The following is an 18,855-nucleotide window of genomic DNA, read 5'->3' on the forward strand; positions in this document are numbered from 1 at the left end:
TTCTTGTTGTTCCATAAAAAAAAACTGTGTTAAAGGTCTTGTTTTTTTAGCCTTTGACACAGTTTATTTTACAGTCTCATACAGTACACATAACATTCTCCACTGTATCCTTTATAAATTTATCTGGAATGGCGAACCCTATTTTGTTATAAGATTTTTTTCATTTAGCCCTGTACTTTCAAAAGCTTTGTGTAAACTGTCATGTCTGTGAATACTCGTAATAAGTCCGTTTTCAAGAACGAATACCGGGGCAACTATAGCAGTATTACTTTCTTTTCCCGTTTCTGCTTCGTGCCATACGGCAGTTTCTTCAACTATTACTGTATTATCCAATAAAAAATAGCGTTTAGGGGTCAAGGTAATATTGGCTCGGTCAACCCAATCCAACATAATATTTTTGCCTTTTACATCCCCTTTTGGACCAACCATTTTTACGTCTTCTTTTACAAGACCAGCCAAATGGTTTTTGTCTTTGGCGTTTAACGCATTATGCCAATTTTCAATGGTTTCCAGGATTTTCTCTTTCATAATGATTCCATTTAACTTACCTTATTTTTTTGCTGAGTATATTGCTTATTTTAATGAGGGTGGTTGCTAGCTTATCCGGTTGTGATAAAAACGGAGAATGCCCGCTTTCAAGTGTATATACTTTATCACAAGGCATTATAGCCTGCATTCTACGTTGACTGATAATGCTAAGCCCCTTATCATGTAACGTTTCAATGTAGAATCTTTTGAGAGGTACGGTAGCTAAGCCATCTACCTGAGGATCTTCACTATAATTTTTGGGAGCAATTGGTTCAGGGGTCAATCTGTCAATTGCCCACTTTGCTACCGAATCATTGCAATCTTCATAAAACAGTTGTTTCGCCTTGCTTTTGTCTACACTTACAATTCCCTTATCCTGGTCTATGATTAGAGATGATTGCATAATTGATATGGTATCATCTTCCATAATGTCCGGTGGAGCCATGCCGTCTGGCAAGAGGAACGCTGATAAATAGACCAACCCTTTTATTTTGTGAGGATACCTTTTCGCTAATTCTGAAATAACCATTCCACCTGAACTATGACCCAGTAAAATCACCGGTCGTTGCTGCTGTTCAAGCAAGAGCCCGACGCTGTCTGTATAGTTGTACAGTTCTTTCCCCATACCCGGATGGTCGGGGCATACGACATTAAATCCTTTTTTCTCTAAAATGGGTTTTAGTCTATCCCAACACCAGGCGCCATGAAAACCTCCGTGAATTAACACATAGGTGTCTTCAGTCTTTTGTATTTCCTTCGATCCAGTAATTCCACAACCCACTGAAAGAAGGAATAATAAAAATAAAGTAACCTGTGTCTGCTTGGCCATCATACTTTTTTCAACAAAAGTATTTACAGCACGCCATCTAAAATAGTAAGATTCCGACAGCGTGGCATTACAGGATGAGGTTTGCAACAGATGAGCTTAGTCCCTTTTTTAAATCTTTCGGGCACAGCCCTGACAATTCTTTAGCCTGTTTGATGAAATGAGATTGGTCAAAATAATTGAGCTCAAAGGCTATGTCTGTTAGGTTATTACATGATGTATCAGATAGTAATTTTATCGCTTGCCTGAACCTGGTTATCTTTAAATAGTGCCTCGGATAAACACCTACAGTATCTTTGAATCTTCTTTCCAACTGCTTTTCTGAAATACCAAATTTTACTTGCAAGTCCTTAACCGTAAGCATTCCATTATGTTTCTCAATATACAACATACAATGCTTGATTAAGTCGTCAGTATATTTAATGGCTGTCAAACTCCTGGAAATATGCGTTGATAGGGTGTTAATCCTGTCAGTTAGATTATTTTTTGAGGCTATTACATCCATCAATTGACTTCCGAAAAAGTCGTTCAGATTTATGCGTCGATTAGTTAGCTCGTGGGCGTTAAGGTGGAACAACTCTTTGATTGCGTATGGTTGGAAAAGCACTCCTAAGACCAGGAACGGCTCTTTATTTTGATTAAAGGTTGGGGATGTAGTCTGTCCATAAATCATGCTTCTCCTAAGTAAACCTTCTTTGGCGGCTGATGAAAATTCCAATAAAATTCCAGTTGAATCATCCACGAAGGTTCTAATAGGAATATTACAACTATCCCGACAGACTTCTAAAGTCCAAAAATATTGAACGTGAGATTGCAATGTTGTGCCAGGATGGATTATTGTTTGTTTCATTTTTAACTACTTTGCATGAGTCGACTTTTAAACAAAAATACCAAAATCGATCATTTTTTGCTTTGTTTATAAATCTGCTGTAAGGCAAGTAGGTTAAGATTTTCCCTATTTTCTTGATGCTTATTGTCTATGTTGATTTGGTTATCCAGGTTGTTAAAACGAGGGCAGCTCAACCTTGGGCTAGAAGACATATCCTGCAGGGGGCCTTTCCTGCAGAATTCTCTAAAATTTGCCCTTAATTTATTCTTACATGAATTCTTGTTTTATCGTACATTCTGGGTCAAAATACCGTGCCTCAATTTATAAGAATATTCAGCTCATCACTTATGCACTAATTTCATACTTATGACTTCGCTTATTACAAATCTCGATTTATTGGTTCCTAGGTGCCCATATCCGCCGTCTTGCTTTGTTTCGTATCTACCTAATGCTTCTATTAATAAGTATGAATTCCAATAACTATTATGAACGCTTGTTAAAGCATGCTCAAATCTGGATGGCATTTTATAGTCATCGCTGAAGTCCAGGTCAACCAGCAAACTGCTTGTGCATTCTTTTGATTTTAGAGAGCCTAGAGACCAATATTCTTCAATTCCACTATAACTGCACTTTAAATAGACTTTCCGCCCCTGATAATTAGGCAAATCACATAGATCAGTTATTGGCAAACCGTTATAAGTTGCTAATATTCCCGTTGTCTTAGGGGAGCAGCTCGATACGGTCAAAAGCGCCATGAGAAATGATATATGCAACTTGCTCATAAGTCAAATATAAAATTAAAGAAGTTAACTGGGTCTTCGTAGATTTTCATTTCTTTAAAGATTTGACAGACCGCAGCCCTTTTTGATGGAGTTTGAATTATTTTGAACTACTTATTTGTGAAAACCTATGCCGGGAGTGAAGCTTAAACGAAAAAGGCTACGCTTTGCGTAGCCTTCAGTGATCCCGCTGGGACTCGAACCCAGGGCCCATACATTAAAAGTGTATTGCTCTACCAACTGAGCTACGGAATCATTCCCGCGTTTCGGGAGTGCAAAGATAGAAAAATATTCATTCGCACAAAATTTTATTGAAACATTTTTATTTACAATACCCCCAAACCCTCTACCACAGCCACCTCTACCCCATAAAAAAATTTACATTTTTGCGTATAGCCATACCCGTAAGCGGGGTAATATTGTGCCCGTACAACATTACCCCGCCCCTTTTTTATGCTTAATGTTCGTCCGCACTCGGACCATAACTGCCCGGAATAGGCACATCCAGCAAACGCAGATCGTAGCCCAGCTGCGCACGGTGGTGGATCATCTGCCCGAAGATCATCCGCATCACTTCGTACTTGCTGCTGGAACTCGATATCTCATCGCCGCTGCGCATCGTCCAGTTCCGTTGCAGGTCGGCCTCCGTTGCTTTCGACAACGCCGCCTCGCCCTTCTGTAATTCTTCTTCAAAAAATTCCAGCAACTCCGCATTGGAGCCTACCACTTTTGGCTTGAAATCATTTTCTGAGAAATTGATCTCATCCGTATCCAATACCATCGGTATCCAGCCGGAAACCTCCGCGAGGTGCGTTGCCAGCCGGCCCATGGTCATACTTTTTTCATGAGGTTTCCAGTCAAATTTGCCGTCAGGTACGCGTTGCAGCATTTTCCTGGTGGTGGAAGACTCGTTTTTCAGTTCCTGGAGGAGCAATTCAATGATATTCATGGTCGCTATTTTTTGTTGATACAAAGTAAAAACCGCGAAGTGACAACCCTATGTCAGGAGGAAATTAACCACCCCAAAAAAAAGCGGGGACAACGCCCATGGCCCTGTCCCCGCTCCCTGTAAAAAGCGCCATCTACTTACTCGCATTATCCCCCGGCGTCGCATCCATAAACAATCCGCCCTCTACCCTTACCTGCTGAATCCGCTCCGGCACCGGGAATGTTACCGCCCGCGGGTTCTTCTCCCACACCGCCGGCGTATAATGCCTGCGCGTTTCCCTGCCGCCGGCATCCACTACCACCAAATCAAACGGTATCGCAAAACCGCCCGCATTCCTGACCGTCACCTTTCCTTTCACCGTCTCTACCGCCAGGTCTATATAATTATTCGAGAAAAACCAGTTCTGCCAGAACCAGTTCAAATTCTTACCGGTAGCCGTATTAAAGCAGTTGAAGAAATCCCACGGAATAGGATGCTTTCCGTTCCAGGTATGCATATAATGATGCAGCGCCTTCTTAAACAGCGCATCGCCCAACAGGTCCTTCACGGCCAGGTACGCCAGCGATGCCTTGCCGTAGGAGTTGCTGCCATAGCCCATACCGCTCACCTGGGTCGACATAGAAATGATCGGCTGATCCTCCTCTGCACTTGGGTCGCCGATGTAACGCTTCACCCTGAACTCCTTGTAGAAATTATCCGCGGCCTCTTTCCCCTTCTCCGCAATGCCGATCAGGTACTCAAACGTCGTGGCCCAACCCTCGTCCATAAACGCATAGCGGGTTTCATTGATGCCCATATAAAACGGGAAATAGGTATGCGCCATCTCATGATCCTGCAACAGCTGCGCAAAGTCCAGGTCGCCCACGTTCCCATCGTTCACCATCATCGGATATTCCATATCCGCATACCCCTGGAACGCCGTCATCACCGGGTAAGGATACGCTATGCCCGGCCAGTGGTTGGAAAACCAGCCCAGCGCAAACCGGCCAAACTCAACGGATTTACGGAAGTCCGTAGCCGTGTCGTTATACGCCGCCTGCATGCTGGCCCTGCGGCCGGTAGCTGTGTCCAGCAGCGCGCTGCCGGCATCCCATACGTAATGGTCACTCACGCCATACGTCACATCCACAATATGATTCACGGCAAATTTCCAGGTATTCCAATCGCGCTGCGCCGTCACTTTTCCGCCCAGCATCTCCTGTAACGTAGCTACGCGGATCGTTTCATCCGCCGTGTAGGAAGCCTTCAAACGCTGCGCTATAGCGGGCTGCAGCACTTCCGCCGCATTCAGCAGATCGCCGGTACCCCATACCACGAAGTTTTTCGGAACGGTTACCGCCACCGTATAATCGTTGAAATCATTATAAAACTCCGCCCTGTCCGTATGCGGAATATCATCCCAGCCATTGTAATCATCGTACACGGCTATTCGCGGATAAGCATACGCCAGGAAGGCCGTCGTGCTGTCAATCATCCCTTCGCGGCCGCTTTCCCTGGACAAATTATATTGCCAGCTGATTGCTATTTTCGCGCTATCGCCGGCCAGCAGCGGTTTTGGGAGGTTGATGTACCCCGCAGTACCCACGTCGTTATTAAACGTCAGCGACTGACCATTGTAAATAAATTTTTGAATCACCATCCCGCTGTCGAGGAAATCCAGGCTGTGATAGCCGGAGCGGGGCGACTGATATTTATGCAGGTTCGTGTTCATGCGGATGCACAAACGTTTCAGCGTATCGGGACTGTTATTTACATATACAATCGTTTCGTTGCCCGTCACCGTCCGGGAAGGAGGCGCCAGCTTAAACTGAATATCGTAGCGCCCCTTGTTCTGCCAGTATTTCGGGCCCGGCGCGCCCGTCATGGAACGGATGCCGGCGGCATACGCCTTACGAATGTTGCGGGGTTGGTACAGCTCCTGCGCAGCAGCCATGGTGGCCGCCAGCAGGACTATCAGCATCAAAAAGGTATTTCTCATAAGTCATCGTATATACTGGCGAACTTCCTAAAATTTGCGATTTTTTGCAAACCGCATATTACCACCGGGCCAGCGGAAGGTTAAACGGAACTAACGTAACTCAATCTCCTTGCCCCGGATGGTATATCTGATATTGCCTGTCAGCTTCAGGTCGGTGAGGAAAGCCTCCAGGTCCGCTCGGTCCATTTGCCCGGAGAAGGTCCGCTGCAGCAGCTTCGGATTAGCCACCACAAACGTATAGCCGTAAAACCGGGATGCGCTGGATGCCAGCTCCTGCAACGGCAGCTGCTGATAATAGGTTTCCCCATTCAGCCAGGCAAGGTCCCGCGCGCTGTCCAGCGGCTGCAATACAAATTTCCCATCCCGGAAAGTAGCGCCCATACCCGCTTCTACAGCCTGGCGCCGGCCGTTCCGTGCAGTAACCTGCACGTTACCCGCCGTCACCATCGTATGTACGACACCGTTAGTATAAGTATTTACGTTCACCCGGCCCTCGCCTTTCACCGTGTTTGCACCAGCGTGTATGATAAAAGGCGGCGCAGCGCCCGCCGCGATGGTAAAATAAACTTCTCCCCTTGCCGTAACCTCCCGCTTTCCGTCTGTAAACCGGAGGGGGAATTGCAGACTGGACGCGGCATTGAGCCAGGCTTCGGTTCCATCTCCCAGTAACACCCTGAAACGCTGGCCTGCCGGCACTTTCAGCATGGCGACAGCCGTATCGCTCCCGGAAATTATTAACCGGCCGCTATCTGTTTTAATAACGGCGCCGCCTATACGAAAAGAAGCGGGTAAGGGTTGCGCACGACCGTTCACCACCAGTTCAGCAGCAGGGCCGGGCTTCGTCAGCAAATCGGCCAGACTGCCCGCTGCCAGCCTGTTTTTGTGTTGCAGGTACCAGCCCCCGCCAACGGCCATCAGCAGCATAATCACCGCTGCCCCCACCATCGTGCGGAACCGTTGCCGCACGAGCTTTTTGCGGCGTTTATACCAGGCCGTTATCGCCGCATCTTCCTCCGGCGCCGGCGCCTCCCCGCGGGTCAGCTCCTTCCAAACGGCGGCAAACGCAGGGTCCTCCCGCAGCGCATGCGCTATAAATTGCTCCTCTTCTGCGGAGTTGTTACCTGTTTTATGCTGTATATACAATCGGAATATATGATCCCTTTCCATGATACGAGGGGAATATTGAGGATTTTCTGGAAAAGGAAATTATGAAAAATTTTTTATTTTTTTGGGGGAGAAGTCAGCGCCGCGGGGGCGCCCTGCCCGTCCCCGCCACAAAACGCCCGCCGCATCATGCCAAAAGCCCCGTTGCATGCCTAATGCAACGGGGCTCCTGTAAATGCAATGCCTTATTATTTACTGATCTTAACCGTGATCTCCTCTCCCGCGCGCACCGTTCCGGGATGGAAGCTGGCCGTTAATTTCACCGCTCCCGCAAGCAGGCACGCCTCTTCATAGCTGCCAAAAAACTTCACGGATTGTACTTTGGCCGCAATGCCCTTTCCCTTCGTCAGCACGATGTTCTCCGGGCGGACGTACAGGTCCTTGCCGCTGGTTTTAAGCCCCAGGTCCACGGCATCCGCCGCAGCGATGTGATTGAATTTTCCGAACAGGGCCGCGCAATAATTATCCGCCGGCTGCAGGTACACCTCCTGCGGCGTGCCGTCCTGCACAATCTCCCCGGCACGCATGATCAGAATGCGGTCCGCCCAGGAAAGTACATCCAGCGGGTCATGCGAAGTGAGGATGCAGGTGATGGACAGCTCGCTGGCAATGTCTGCAATCACGTCCTTGAGCTGTTGCTTGTGGATCATATCCAGGTTGGAATACGGTTCGTCCAAGACCAGCAATTGCGGAGCGGTGGTCAGCAACCGCGCCAGCGCTACGCGCTGCCGCTCGCCGCCGGATATCTGGTCGTTCTTTCTTTTAAACAGGTGCGTAATGCGGCATACTTCGTACACATGCATGGCGTCTGCCTCCACCAGCTTATTGTCCCGTTCCAGGATTTCTTCCACCCGGAAGTTATTGCGCAACTCAAAGTGCTGGGACAAATATGCAATTCCAGGATGGCCCGGTAACAGCACCTCCAGCGGCCCCTTTACGCGGTTGCCGTTGAAATGCACGGTCCCCTCGTCCGTCTGCAGCAGACCGGAAATAATTTTCAGTAAGGTACTCTTCCCGGAGCCGGTGGCGCCGGCAATGGCGAGCTGCTGAAACTGTGGCTGTACAAAGCTGATATGCTTTAAAATGGGCTGATCCTGTAATTGCTTGCTGATTCCGCTGACCTCAATAAAATTCATAATGCCGCCATTATTGTTTAAAAAGAAGCCGTAAAGGTATTCAAAATGCAATAAAATCGCTGTTTTTATTGCGCTGCCGGCACTATTGTATAAATGGAAATCTTTATATATTTGCGGCATTATTCACCAGATTGGCATGATTTTGGCCAACCCCACATTTCAGAGGCAATCATAAAAGTTTTAACCAATGCGACAAACATTCGTAGCCGTAGCAGCAGCTTTAGTACTGTTCTCCTGCAAAAGCCAGCCGGACCAGGCGGCTATTCAGGCAGCCAAACAGGCCACTATCGATTCTATCAACAACGTTAACACCGTTAAACAACAGGTGATTGACTCTATGAACCGGGTGGCTAAAAAACATGGAAAAGGCGCTGCACATGAAAGCGGGTTCTCTCCTGCCACATACGAGGCTCCTGCAGAGGGGTCCACAGCAGCCGCGGCTCCTGCTGAAACGAAGAAAAAGAAAGGCTTTGGTTCCTGGAGCCATACCGCTAAAGGCGCTGTTGTAGGCGCCGGCGCTGGTGCAGTTACCGGGGCCATCGTCAACAAAGACCGCGTTAAGGGCGCTGCCATCGGCACCATCATCGGTGCGGGCGTAGGCGCAGGTACCGGCGCGATCGTAGATCATGCGAAAAAGAAGAAAGAACAACAGTAATTTCTTTTTAAGAGAGGTTTCTCGCAAAGGGACATAAGAGTGCATAAGATGCAAAGGCTGATAGTATGTTGTTATAACCCCCACCCTTTGCGACCTTAAAATCCTTACGCCCCTTTGCGAGAAAAAAAACCGCAAAAAAAGCCACGCTAGAAAGCGTGGCCTGATACATCACCCAAAAATAACTAGATATGAAAGGCCTCCCAGCCTCCAATCGCAGTACGGTTGCAAGTCATTGCCTGTGTCCCGTTTTCGGAAGACACATACCTGCCATTATTGCCCCGTAGCGATATGGTGCCGTCGGCATTAACAATCCAGTCAAACTTTTCCCAGTCGCCAATCGTAGTCCGGTTACAGGTAATCGGATTGACGCCGTTTTCTGACGAAACATATTTTCCCATAGACTGTAACGCTACCTTTCCGCCGCCGGCATCCACCACGGTAAACTGCTCCCAGGCCTGCGCAGTAGCACGGGTACAGGTCATCGCCTGCGTACCGTTTTCACCGCTTACATAAGCATTGTTGAAGCCCCGCAGCGTGATCGTCTGCCCGATCGGTGCGGACGCCTGCGTCATGGAATAGACGCGCACATAGTCTACATACATACTTGCCGGCAACTTGCTCTCATCCACGGTCTGACCGGGGAAATCGCCCGCCACGGCAAGGTTTAATATTATAAAGAACGGATTATGGAACTCCTCCGTGCTGTTGATGTTGTTCAGGATATTCGCCGTAGCGTACTGTACTCCATCCACATACCAGCGGATACTGCTGGCATCCCACTCTACCGCATACACGTGGTAATTATCCGGCGTAGTGGTGGTTGTGCCGCCGTACGACACATGCCCGTTCGCATTCCAGTGAATGGTACCGTAAATGGTACTGCTGGTATTTACGCGTTCCATAATGTCAATCTCTCCACATGCCGGCCATCCTACTGACCCGATGTTGTTGCCCAACATCCAGAAGGCTGGCCATAGCCCCTGGCCGGAAGGCAGCTTGATGCTGGCTTCTATACGGCCGTATTTCACGCTGAAGTGCCCGGAGGTATTCAGGCGGGCAGAGGTATAAGGCATGCCGCCCACGCTCTGCTTCCTCGCAGTGATCACCAGGTTGCCGTTGCTCACGGTGGCATTCGCCGCCTGGTAGTACTGCTTCTCGTTGTTTACATTCGGTCCGGTTTCAAAGTTCCAGTTGTTGGTGTTTACACTGGTACCATTGAACTCATCAGACCAGATCAGGTTATACGATACGGCTTCTGTTGCAGCTTTAGTTTGACTTTCGACAGGCTGCTGTATCTTGTTTTCATGGTCCTTCGTGCAGGACATCAGGGCGAGCATTACGGCAACGCCCACGTGGAATTGATTTGCTTTCATGGGTTTTACACTTATAAAAGTTAACAATAGAGGGGTGATATACTGTCTTCATAATTACTTCCTTTTAAATTCCAGTTGACTAAATAAACAGCCTCCCCTGGCAAATACCACGCGGATCCGGTTCTCGCCCTTGTCCAGCTTTACGTCCGCCACGGTCGCCTGCTGCCATCCGGCGCCTGCCGGCACGGCCAGCCCCTTTGCCCGGTCTTTGCCATTTACCTGCAGGTCCAGCAGCGCATCGGCGCTGTCCTTAGCCACTGTCAGCTTAATAGTGTAACTCCCTGCTTTTGGCACTTTTACAGTGTATTGCAACCATTCGTTATCTTCTGTATGAAAAATGTAATAAGCTCCGTTGTCTGCCTTGATGTCCACTCCGTCATTGCGGTAAGCCATGCCCCGGTTGCCGCGGGTGTTTACGCCGGGCGTGTAGTGATAGCTCGCCGTATCCAGGTCGTTATAGGCGTAACCGTTACGGCCCAGGTCATAATCCACCGCCTGCACAATCGCCGCATCGCCAATCACATGTTCGCGGAAGGGAATTGCCTCCGTACTGCGGACCTGGCGGAACATCGCGTCCACCACATCCCGGTGCACGACCGTATTTTCCGCACGGGTATTGTTTACAAATTCCAGGAGGGCCTGGTAAGCTTCCTCCGCTCCCGGCTTCGGGCCCTTCCCGTTCCAGTAATCGAGTATTGCCTGGAAGCCCGGATTGATGCGGATCTCCATCGGCTGGTTGATCCCGATCTTCTTCTGCTGCCACCAGGCCCAGCCTATATCATTGGCTTCCGCCAGGCTGATCACCTGCTGGTACCAGGTATTGCTGTTCTCTCCGGACTCTCCCAACCACAGCGGCACATTGTATTGCTCCCGCAGTGCCTTGAAGCGTGCAATTGACGCTTCATCCGGGAAATTGCCGTATTTGTGAAAGCTCAACGCCATGTTTTCATCCCACGTGGGGAGAATGCCGTTATAGTTGTTACCGAAGGCGTTACCCTCTATGATAACCAGGTGGCGTTGGTCTACCGCCCTGATAGCCGTAGTGATGTCACGCAGCAGTTTTTTTAACGGGGCATTAATTTTCTCCCTCCCCCCTGATTTATCTGACACATCTTCAAACCCCCAGTTTGGTTCATTAAGAATATCATATCCGCCAATCCAGGGTTCATCAGCATAGCGCGCAGCCAGCTGCCGCCAGAGGGCGATGGTTTTAGCCTGGTTAGCCTCGCTTTCCCAGAGGGACGGCCTTTCCGGATGCCGGTCGGAAATCGGCAGGTCGTGCCCCTGTCCGCCTGGCGCGGCATGCAGGTCCAGGATCAGGTACATGCGGTTGGCCTTGCACCATGCCAGCAACGAATCCGTCAGCGCAAAGCCTTCTTCCTTCCAGGTTTGCTGCCCCGGCGCCGGCTCGTCTTCCACTGCCGGCGTGTACAGCTCATAGTGCATCGGCAGCCGTACGGAATTGAAACCCCAGGCCGCCAGCGAATCAATATCCGCTTTCGTGGTATGGCTCCTGAGCCAGGTATTATATATAACGGCCGTTTTTTCAGGCCCGATCAGTTCCCGGATCTTCGCTTTAATTTTATATTGCTGGCCTACATTTCCCAGGCGGAACATATAGCCTTCCTGTAACATCCATCCGCCGAGGCCCATACCTCTCAGTATCACCCGCTCGCCATTCCCGTTGACAATCATATGACCCTTCGCTTTGAGAAAACCCTGGCCGTTAGCCAGTAATCCGAACATTAATACAAGCGTTGATAGTACCATTACTCTTTTGGCAAAAGAGGCTTCATAACCCTGAAATCGCATACGCAAACGTGAATTTATAGCTGGTGAATCACTACCGCTAAAGTCTGTAAAAGTGCCGACATTGCTGCATTTCACGGTACGTCATTTCTACTACACGGCGCTGATTGTGGGGCTAAGGGCGGGCAAATTGTACACGTCATACCTACTACAATAGAAAAATTTTTACATTTACTGTTATGAAGTTTATCGGGCATCTGCTATTCCTTATACTGTTACTCGTAAGCGCCACGTTATCCGCTCAGCAAACTATCGGACTGCCTGCTATTGCCAATTACGACCGCACTGTTTATAAAGGCAACGGGCAGACGTACGACGTCAGCATGGATAAATATGGTATCCTCTACTTCGCCAACAACGAAGGGCTTATTACTTTCAATGGCAGCAACTGGCGGCTCCTCCCGGTGCCCAACAAAACCCGTGTGCGCTCCGTGAAAGCCACGCCGGATGGCCGCATTTACGTGGGCGCCCAGGATGATTTCGGGTATTTCCAGCCCAACGACAAGGGAAACCTCACCTATACCTCCCTGAAACCACAAATCCCGGAAGGCAAAAGGCAGTTTGCGGACGTTTGGAACATCGAAGCCATGAACGGCAACATTTTTTTCAGAACCAACAACAAGATTTTCCGCCTCGATAATAAGGGTAAAATAGACGTTACTTTTTCCCGCATGGAATGGAAGATCATGGGCTCCAGCGGCAAACACCTCTATGCGGAAGACAATGCCATAGGCCTCTACCGCTTCGAAAACAATGAATGGAAATTGTGGTGCACCAGCATCACGGACCAGCAACTGGTGATCAGCGCCATCCTCAGCGAAAGTAACGACACCCTGCTGGTAGCTACGATTAAAAATGGCCTCTATAAAATATACCGCAACCAGCTGATCCCCGTTCGCACGGATGCGGACGAGGCTTTCCGCAACACGCATATCTATTGTGGCCTGCAATTGAGCCCTACCCAGTACGCCATCGGCACGTTCACCAACGGACTGTATATTATAGACCTGCCCGGCGGCCGCATCCAGCAACAGTTCACCAGCAACGAAGGCCTGCAAAGCAATAACATCCTGCGGATTTTCAGCGACGAGGCACGCAACCTCTGGCTCACACTGGACAACGGCATCGACCACCTGCATTACAACGCGGCCGTCAAACGCATTGCGCCGGACAAGGGCAACCTGCTCGGCGCCTACACCGCCAGCGTTTTTCAACATAAACTCTATGTAGGCACCATCGATGGCCTCTTTGTTTCCAATCTCGACAGCAGTACGGACATCAGCCTGTCCAAAGGCGCGTTCACCCGCATCCCTAAAACGTCCGGGCAGGTGTGGAACCTGCACGCGTATAACGGACACCTGCTGATGGGCCACAACGATGGCACGTTTGAAATCAGTAACACAAACGTTACGCCGCTGCTGACGGATATCGGCAGCTGGACCTACCTGCCCGTTGGCGGGCGGCTCATAGCCGGCTGCTACAACGGTCTGGCCGCGGCCACCCTGGAGCAGGGCAGGTTCAATATCCAGCGGCATATCAACGGACTGTATGAATCGCTGCGCTTCCTCGCGTCGGACGACGAACACAATATATGGTCCTCCCACCCGTACCGGGGCATTTATCACCTGCACTTCGTCCAGGATTCCCTGAAGTTTGACCTCTACACGCAAAAAGAGGGCTTGCCTTCCAACGATAATAATTTTGTATTTACCCTGCAAGGCAGGATGGTAGCGGCCACAGAGGCAGGGATATACGAATTTCAACCCGGCGGCAAACGCTTTGCGCCTTCCAAAAAATGGCAGCAGCTATTCGGGCGCATCCCGCTGCAATACCTCCGCGAAGACGGGAAAGGGAATATCTGGTTCGTGTCCGCCAACAAAGTGGGCCTGGCAGATACCAAAACCAACCGCATCATCTATTTCCCGGAACTGACTGACCATATCATTACCGGGTTCGAATTTATTTACCCCTATGATGAAGAGAACATCTTCCTGGCTGGGGATAAGGGGTTGATCCACCTGAATTATAAAAAGTACAACCAGCAGCATACGGGGCCTAAAGTACTGATGGGCGCCGTGATGACGGGTACCCGGCAAACGGACAGCCTGCTGTACGGCGGCTACCCCGGCGCCAGCGCCGGCAGCGAACCCGCGCTGGCCAACGCTTTCCGCAACTTCCGGTTCGAGTTTTCCTCCCCGGCCATCACGCGGAGCAGTAATATATTATATGCCTACCAGCTGGAAGGGTACGACAAGGAATTTTCCGAATGGTCCCCCAAAACGGAGAAGGAATATACCAACCTGCCCTTTGGCCACTACCGCTTCCTCGTGAAGGCGAAGGACAATATGGGCAATGTTTCGGCCCCGGCTACCTATAGCTTTTACATCCACCCGGCCTGGTATCAAACCTGGTACGCCTGGTGCGTGTATGCGCTCCTGTTAGTACTGGCCGGCTACCTCGTGTACCAGCGCCACCGCAAACGCCTCGCCGCGCAGCAACAGCGCCACCTGAAGGAGCAGGAACAGCTCATCATCAGTCACCAGCTGGAAATGGAACGCCATGAAATGCAGCTGGTGAAGCTCCGCAACGAAAAGCTGCAGGCGGATGTGCAACATAAAAATAAAGAGCTGGCCACCGCCGCCATGAACATCGTGCAAAAAGGAAAAACGCTCTCCGATATCAAGGAAGCATTTTTGGAGGCGGTGAAAAAACTCAGCGATCCTGCGCCCATGCCTAAATTCAGGAAGGTGATGAAACTCTTTGAGGAAGCGGAAAATAACGAGGACGACTGGACGGAGTTTTCCCGCCACTTTGATGAAGTGCATAACAACTTCCTGCTTACGCTGAAGAAGAAATTCCCGGAACTCACTACGACGGACTTAAAGCTTTGCGCTTACCTGCGCATCAACCTCACCACCAAAGAGATTGCGCAAACCATGGGCATTTCCGTGCGGGGCGTGGAAACCAGCCGTTACCGGCTGCGTAAAAAGCTGGAGGTGCCGGGAGAAACCAACCTCTTCGACTTCCTCATGGAGGTGACCAGGGAATCATAGTTCAATGGTAAACACCAACGCTGTATGTTGCGTATGGGCTGCCGGCTGTGACAGCATACAGGTATGGGCCAGCAGCTTGCCCAGCAGCGGTACAGGTATCGTTTTTTACGTCGCCGGGATATTTCTGATTGGGCAAGGGCCTTATCCATTGAATTATTATTTTGGGAGATAATAATCCAATCTCGATGCCAGTGGCGCATTACTGGTTATCAGCACGTTAATGCATATACGTGATTTGAAACCTGTCCGATTCCGGACAAACTGTTTGAAAACGGAATTCAGCCCAGGGTTTTATAGGCCAGTTTCATGAATTTTTTCACTTCAGCATTTACATCTCCCCCGTCATACATCCTGAAATGATGATTGTACTGGTTACTACCGGGCACCTGCCCCATTTTTGTAAAGCAAAGGTTGTCCGGGTAGAGCTCCCGGAATGGAAATACCACATGCACAAAATTTTTGCCCAGCTGGGAAACCCAGGCGATGCGGGGATCGTCGTCGCCGCCGGTGGTCAGGGCGATCATGGTTTTGGTAGGTACGAGGTGGATGTTACCGATCTTGTTATATTCCGCAATAAAGTGATTGAACAGGGCTTTCGTAATATCGGACTTGCCTGCAAAGAAGTGGGCAATCCGCGGATTTTCAGCAATGTAGTCCATCAGGCCATAAATATGATACCCTGCAAAGGTCCTGTTTTTTAGGAAAACAAACAACGGGGATCTTACTTCTTTAAATGAACTTTCCAATGGCGGAAGGAAAGGCTGCGAATGATAGTTTTGCCCAAAATTATCAAGACCTTTCGTTCGGGAATAGTACAAATCCGACATTTTTTGTCAGGTCATGTAACTATGCAGGCGGATGGTGCTTTTCAGTTCCTCGTCGTTAATGATGCTGGGCGTAATGCCGGCAAATTCTTTAAAATCGCGGATAAAGTGCATCTGGTCGTAATACCCGCTCATGTGCGCGATGCGGGTCCAGGTGGCATCAGGGAAGTTCTCTTTCAGGTGGTAGGCTTTGCAGAAACGGACCAGGCGGGCGTATCGCTTGGGGGACATTCCCGTGCGTTCCACGCAGCGGCGTTCAAACTGCCGGGTGCTGATACAGGCTTCGTAGGCCATTTTTTCGATGGTGAGGTTACCGGCGCTTTGGATCAGCTTTTCCATCACGAGGTCCACCGCGATGGAAGGCTTCAGCCGGGCTACTTTTTTCAGGAGCCAGGTTTCCACGATGGCTACCATCTTATCCCAGTTGTCCGTATTTTCTTTGAGCTGGCAGTTGATATCTTCGATCTCCCGGCCGAGGAAGAGTTTTGTATCAAAGTCCTGCTCATGCAGCTCCGTCATATGGATATTCAGCAGGCGGAACAGGCCGCCGGGCTTAAAGGCCACGCCCAGGGCCAGGTGACGGCGCCCCATGTCGAGCCAGACGGCCTTTTCCAGCGGGCCCACCGTGAGGCTTACGGACTTCTCCACGAATTCATCGGAATATACCCGCTGCACCTTCACCGGGTCTTCCAGGTAAAACATGATATAGCGCTGGTAGGACGGCACAAAACGGTATTTGTTGGATAAAGCTGGCTCTTTTGTAAAATCAGCGCCATAAACGCCGATATTATGGATAAACTCCTGCAAGGCCGGATGCGGGATATATAGTTTAGCTTTCATAGCCGGTACGATAACGGTTAACGAAAATTGCGCGATTGGAATATAGGCTCAACAGGTGTTCTGCTCCTTTGCATTCTGTACATAAAAATAGGCATTCCGGGCAGATGGCAAAATTATTCCCGCCTTTGGCGGTAAATATAAAAAAGGAAAGCAGGCGCTACGGGACGCCTGCTTTCCTGCTTCAATCGTCAAACCCCGCCCTACGGCACTTTCACGGAATCTACACGGGAGTAGAAGGTATCTATACTCGTAGCCGTGGGTTTAAACATCGTCTGAAACTTACAAAAACTCCCCTTTTTAGCGTTTTTCAGGACAATAGAGTCCGGATCACCGGGGTTATCGACCGTTTGCAAAGCCCCTGCCAGGTCGGTATAATTCAGCCTTGTATTTACGTTGGTTACATCGTTGCTTTTATACCAGTAGACATAAAAATCGCTGCCCACCATTTTACTGCTTTTCACCACCCTGGGTTGCAACGAACCCTCATACACGGGGCCGTAGGTATTACCGAGGATGCTGACCGGCACGGAGTGATGCCCTGCACCGTCGCGGGTAATTACCGTAAAGGAGTAACTGCTTTCCGGCAGCCTGGGGATCAGTACAAATACCGAATCCGTGGATGGCAGTGCCGGCACATCGAAGCTCATGGAATCCTTACCGGTATTCCAGTACACGATGGCGCTTTTGATTTTGGTATCCGGGCCGCGGCGCCAGGATAGCATCATGCGTTCCCGGCCGGACCAGGTGGTGAGCTGGTCCGTTTTGGCCGTATAGAGTACGCCACTGGGCACGACCATATTCTTAAAATTATCGTCCACCTTGGAGCAGGCATAGAGGCTGCAGATGGCGCTTATTCCGAGCATTAATTTTTTGATCATACAGATAGTTTGCAGGTCAATAATTCACCGTTACTGGCGTGCGCCCCAGAACGACAGTTCGCTGATGTAGAAATAGGTAAATCCGCCCCAGGTGGAGTTGATTTTGAAACGCAGGTAGCGTACTGCCGGGATGCCCGGCGGCATGTCAAAATCCTCCCCGTTTACGCAGGCGAAGGTGCGGTCTTCCGCGGTCACCGTCGTACTTGGGGTTGGCTTGGTGGAGGTGAACTCGCCCAGGAGCGTCCAGCTGCTATCCCAGCTGCCGTCCGGGTTGGGGTTATTACTGCCCCAGATCTCGAACGTCTTGGGATCGCCGCCTACATAGGCGCCGCTGCTGCCGGAGCGATGGTAGAACTTAAAGCGGCTGAGCGCCGTTCTGAAACCCATGTCAAACGTAAACCAGGCTGGCATCAGCGCCACGCTGGTTTTGGTATGGAAGCAGTCGTTATCGGAATTCCAGACGTTGTTCCAGAGGAAGGTCATGTTGCGCAGGGATAGGCCGGACCAGGTATGGCCGGCATTGTTATCCGTAGGCAGGGATACTTCCTTGAAGGGCGCTTTATCGATCGGCGTTTCGAAAATCGGTTTCAGCTCCTTTATCAGCGTATCGGACTTATTGCCCCAGCGGTCTTTCGTATATACGGCAAAGCGCTGGCGCACCGTATCGTAGCCGCGGGCGGTTACCGCGCCGGCGGCGGCTTCGCTGGTATAGATCGTGATGTTCTTCCAGGTATTATTGCCGGTGGTATCCAGCATGAGGTAATAGGTAAGCGGCGCCATGGCTGCATTTTTATAGATGGCCACTACCCCGCCAAAGGTAGCCCTGAAGTCGATCGAGCGCTGTGCGGCACGTACCGGCGGCGTCAGCGGATTCACCGTTACCTCCGTTGCGGCGGAAGCTTTTTCGTTACGGCCGACGGTGTAGAGCTTTACAATTTTAGGCAGGGTATCCCCGAAGCCGGTGACGATCAGCGTATCCCCGAAGTAGGAAGCTTTGGCTTCCCGCTTTACTTCCGAATTGGCGTTGTACACGGCCTTTACGTATAACAGGTTGGGGTCCGGCGGAACGGTATAGGTAATGATCGCGCCCCCGGGGATGTTGGTGACGTTGAATTTGGTGATGGCGGCAGGCGCAGGCGCATTTTCATCCACATAGACCCTGATGCCTTCCTTCTTACAGGCCAGCATGACCATACCAGCCAGCAGTATTAACAGATATATCTTTTTCATAACA

Annotated in this window: 15 protein-coding genes and 1 tRNA gene; 2 read left to right on the forward strand and 14 right to left on the reverse strand. The window is 50.1% G+C overall.

The features are described 5' to 3' along the window. Nucleotides 1–138: 138 nt before the first annotated feature. The 8 genes from BOC67_RS24640 to BOC67_RS24675 all read right to left on the reverse strand — a co-directional run bounded on the left by BOC67_RS24640 (nucleotide 139) and on the right by BOC67_RS24675 (nucleotide 8,189). On the reverse strand, nucleotides 139–528 hold the full coding sequence (locus BOC67_RS24640) for a nuclear transport factor 2 family protein (RefSeq protein ID WP_291914797.1): 390 nt from the start codon (nucleotides 526–528) through the stop codon (nucleotides 139–141). A gap of 16 nt (nucleotides 529–544) precedes the next feature. Beyond that, on the reverse strand, nucleotides 545–1,360 hold the full coding sequence (locus tag BOC67_RS24645; RefSeq protein WP_291914799.1) for an alpha/beta fold hydrolase: 816 nt from the start codon (nucleotides 1,358–1,360) through the stop codon (nucleotides 545–547). 64 nt (nucleotides 1,361–1,424) lie between these two features. Next, complete coding sequence (locus BOC67_RS24650) at nucleotides 1,425–2,204, reverse strand: AraC family transcriptional regulator (RefSeq protein WP_291914801.1); 780 nt, start codon at nucleotides 2,202–2,204, stop codon at nucleotides 1,425–1,427. Between the two features lie 940 nt (nucleotides 2,205–3,144). Next, a tRNA-Lys gene (locus tag BOC67_RS24655) sits at nucleotides 3,145–3,217 on the reverse strand. Nucleotides 3,218–3,419: 202 nt separating this feature from the next. Continuing rightward, nucleotides 3,420–3,911 carry a DinB family protein gene (locus BOC67_RS24660; protein WP_291914804.1) on the reverse strand — a complete coding sequence of 164 codons (492 nt, stop codon included), beginning with the start codon at nucleotides 3,909–3,911 and terminating at the stop codon, nucleotides 3,420–3,422. Between the two features lie 133 nt (nucleotides 3,912–4,044). After that, nucleotides 4,045–5,889, reverse strand: coding sequence for a M1 family metallopeptidase (locus BOC67_RS24665; protein ID WP_291914806.1), 1,845 nt, complete (start codon nucleotides 5,887–5,889; stop codon nucleotides 4,045–4,047). Nucleotides 5,890–5,979: 90 nt separating this feature from the next. After that, nucleotides 5,980–7,056 carry a FecR domain-containing protein gene (locus tag BOC67_RS24670; protein ID WP_291914808.1) on the reverse strand — a complete coding sequence of 359 codons (1,077 nt, stop codon included), beginning with the start codon at nucleotides 7,054–7,056 and terminating at the stop codon, nucleotides 5,980–5,982. Between the two features lie 185 nt (nucleotides 7,057–7,241). Next, a complete protein-coding gene (locus BOC67_RS24675; RefSeq protein WP_291914810.1) occupies nucleotides 7,242–8,189 on the reverse strand; it encodes an ABC transporter ATP-binding protein in 948 nt (315 codons plus the stop codon). A 187-nt stretch (nucleotides 8,190–8,376) separates the two neighbouring features. Between BOC67_RS24675 and BOC67_RS24680 the strand changes: the two genes are divergently transcribed. Further along, nucleotides 8,377–8,844, forward strand: a complete 468-nt coding sequence (locus BOC67_RS24680) for a glycine zipper domain-containing protein (protein ID WP_291914812.1) — start codon at nucleotides 8,377–8,379, stop codon at nucleotides 8,842–8,844. A 182-nt stretch (nucleotides 8,845–9,026) separates the two neighbouring features. On the opposite strand, the gene BOC67_RS24685 is transcribed toward BOC67_RS24680, so the two are convergent. Beyond that, complete coding sequence (locus BOC67_RS24685; RefSeq protein ID WP_291914814.1) at nucleotides 9,027–10,217, reverse strand: family 16 glycosylhydrolase; 1,191 nt, start codon at nucleotides 10,215–10,217, stop codon at nucleotides 9,027–9,029. A gap of 54 nt (nucleotides 10,218–10,271) precedes the next feature. Next, on the reverse strand, nucleotides 10,272–11,963 hold the full coding sequence (locus tag BOC67_RS24690; RefSeq protein WP_291914815.1) for a cellulase family glycosylhydrolase: 1,692 nt from the start codon (nucleotides 11,961–11,963) through the stop codon (nucleotides 10,272–10,274). Nucleotides 11,964–12,205: 242 nt separating this feature from the next. Here BOC67_RS24690 and BOC67_RS24695 point away from each other — a divergent pair, with 242 nt between their 5' ends. After that, on the forward strand, nucleotides 12,206–15,079 hold the full coding sequence (locus tag BOC67_RS24695; protein ID WP_291914816.1) for a triple tyrosine motif-containing protein: 2,874 nt from the start codon (nucleotides 12,206–12,208) through the stop codon (nucleotides 15,077–15,079). Nucleotides 15,080–15,357: 278 nt separating this feature from the next. Here BOC67_RS24695 and BOC67_RS24700 read toward each other — a convergent pair whose 3' ends face one another. The 4 genes from BOC67_RS24700 to BOC67_RS24715 all read right to left on the reverse strand — a co-directional run bounded on the left by BOC67_RS24700 (nucleotide 15,358) and on the right by BOC67_RS24715 (nucleotide 18,851). After that, nucleotides 15,358–15,738: a hypothetical protein gene (locus BOC67_RS24700; protein ID WP_291914817.1), complete on the reverse strand. Its 381-nt coding sequence runs from the start codon at nucleotides 15,736–15,738 to the stop codon at nucleotides 15,358–15,360. 174 nt (nucleotides 15,739–15,912) lie between these two features. Beyond that, entirely contained in the window at nucleotides 15,913–16,743 is an 831-nt protein-coding gene (locus tag BOC67_RS24705; protein ID WP_291914819.1) for an AraC family transcriptional regulator, read from the reverse strand. Between the two features lie 200 nt (nucleotides 16,744–16,943). Continuing rightward, nucleotides 16,944–17,621 carry a DUF4998 domain-containing protein gene (locus BOC67_RS24710; RefSeq protein ID WP_291914821.1) on the reverse strand — a complete coding sequence of 226 codons (678 nt, stop codon included), beginning with the start codon at nucleotides 17,619–17,621 and terminating at the stop codon, nucleotides 16,944–16,946. Nucleotides 17,622–17,651: 30 nt separating this feature from the next. Beyond that, entirely contained in the window at nucleotides 17,652–18,851 is a 1,200-nt protein-coding gene (locus BOC67_RS24715) for a DUF5000 domain-containing lipoprotein (protein WP_291914823.1), read from the reverse strand. Between the last annotated feature and the right edge of the window lie 4 nt (nucleotides 18,852–18,855).

Origin of the sequence: Chitinophaga sp. CB10 (assembly GCA_001870995.2) — a bacterium.
Taxonomy (GTDB): Bacteria; Bacteroidota; Bacteroidia; order Chitinophagales; family Chitinophagaceae; genus Chitinophaga.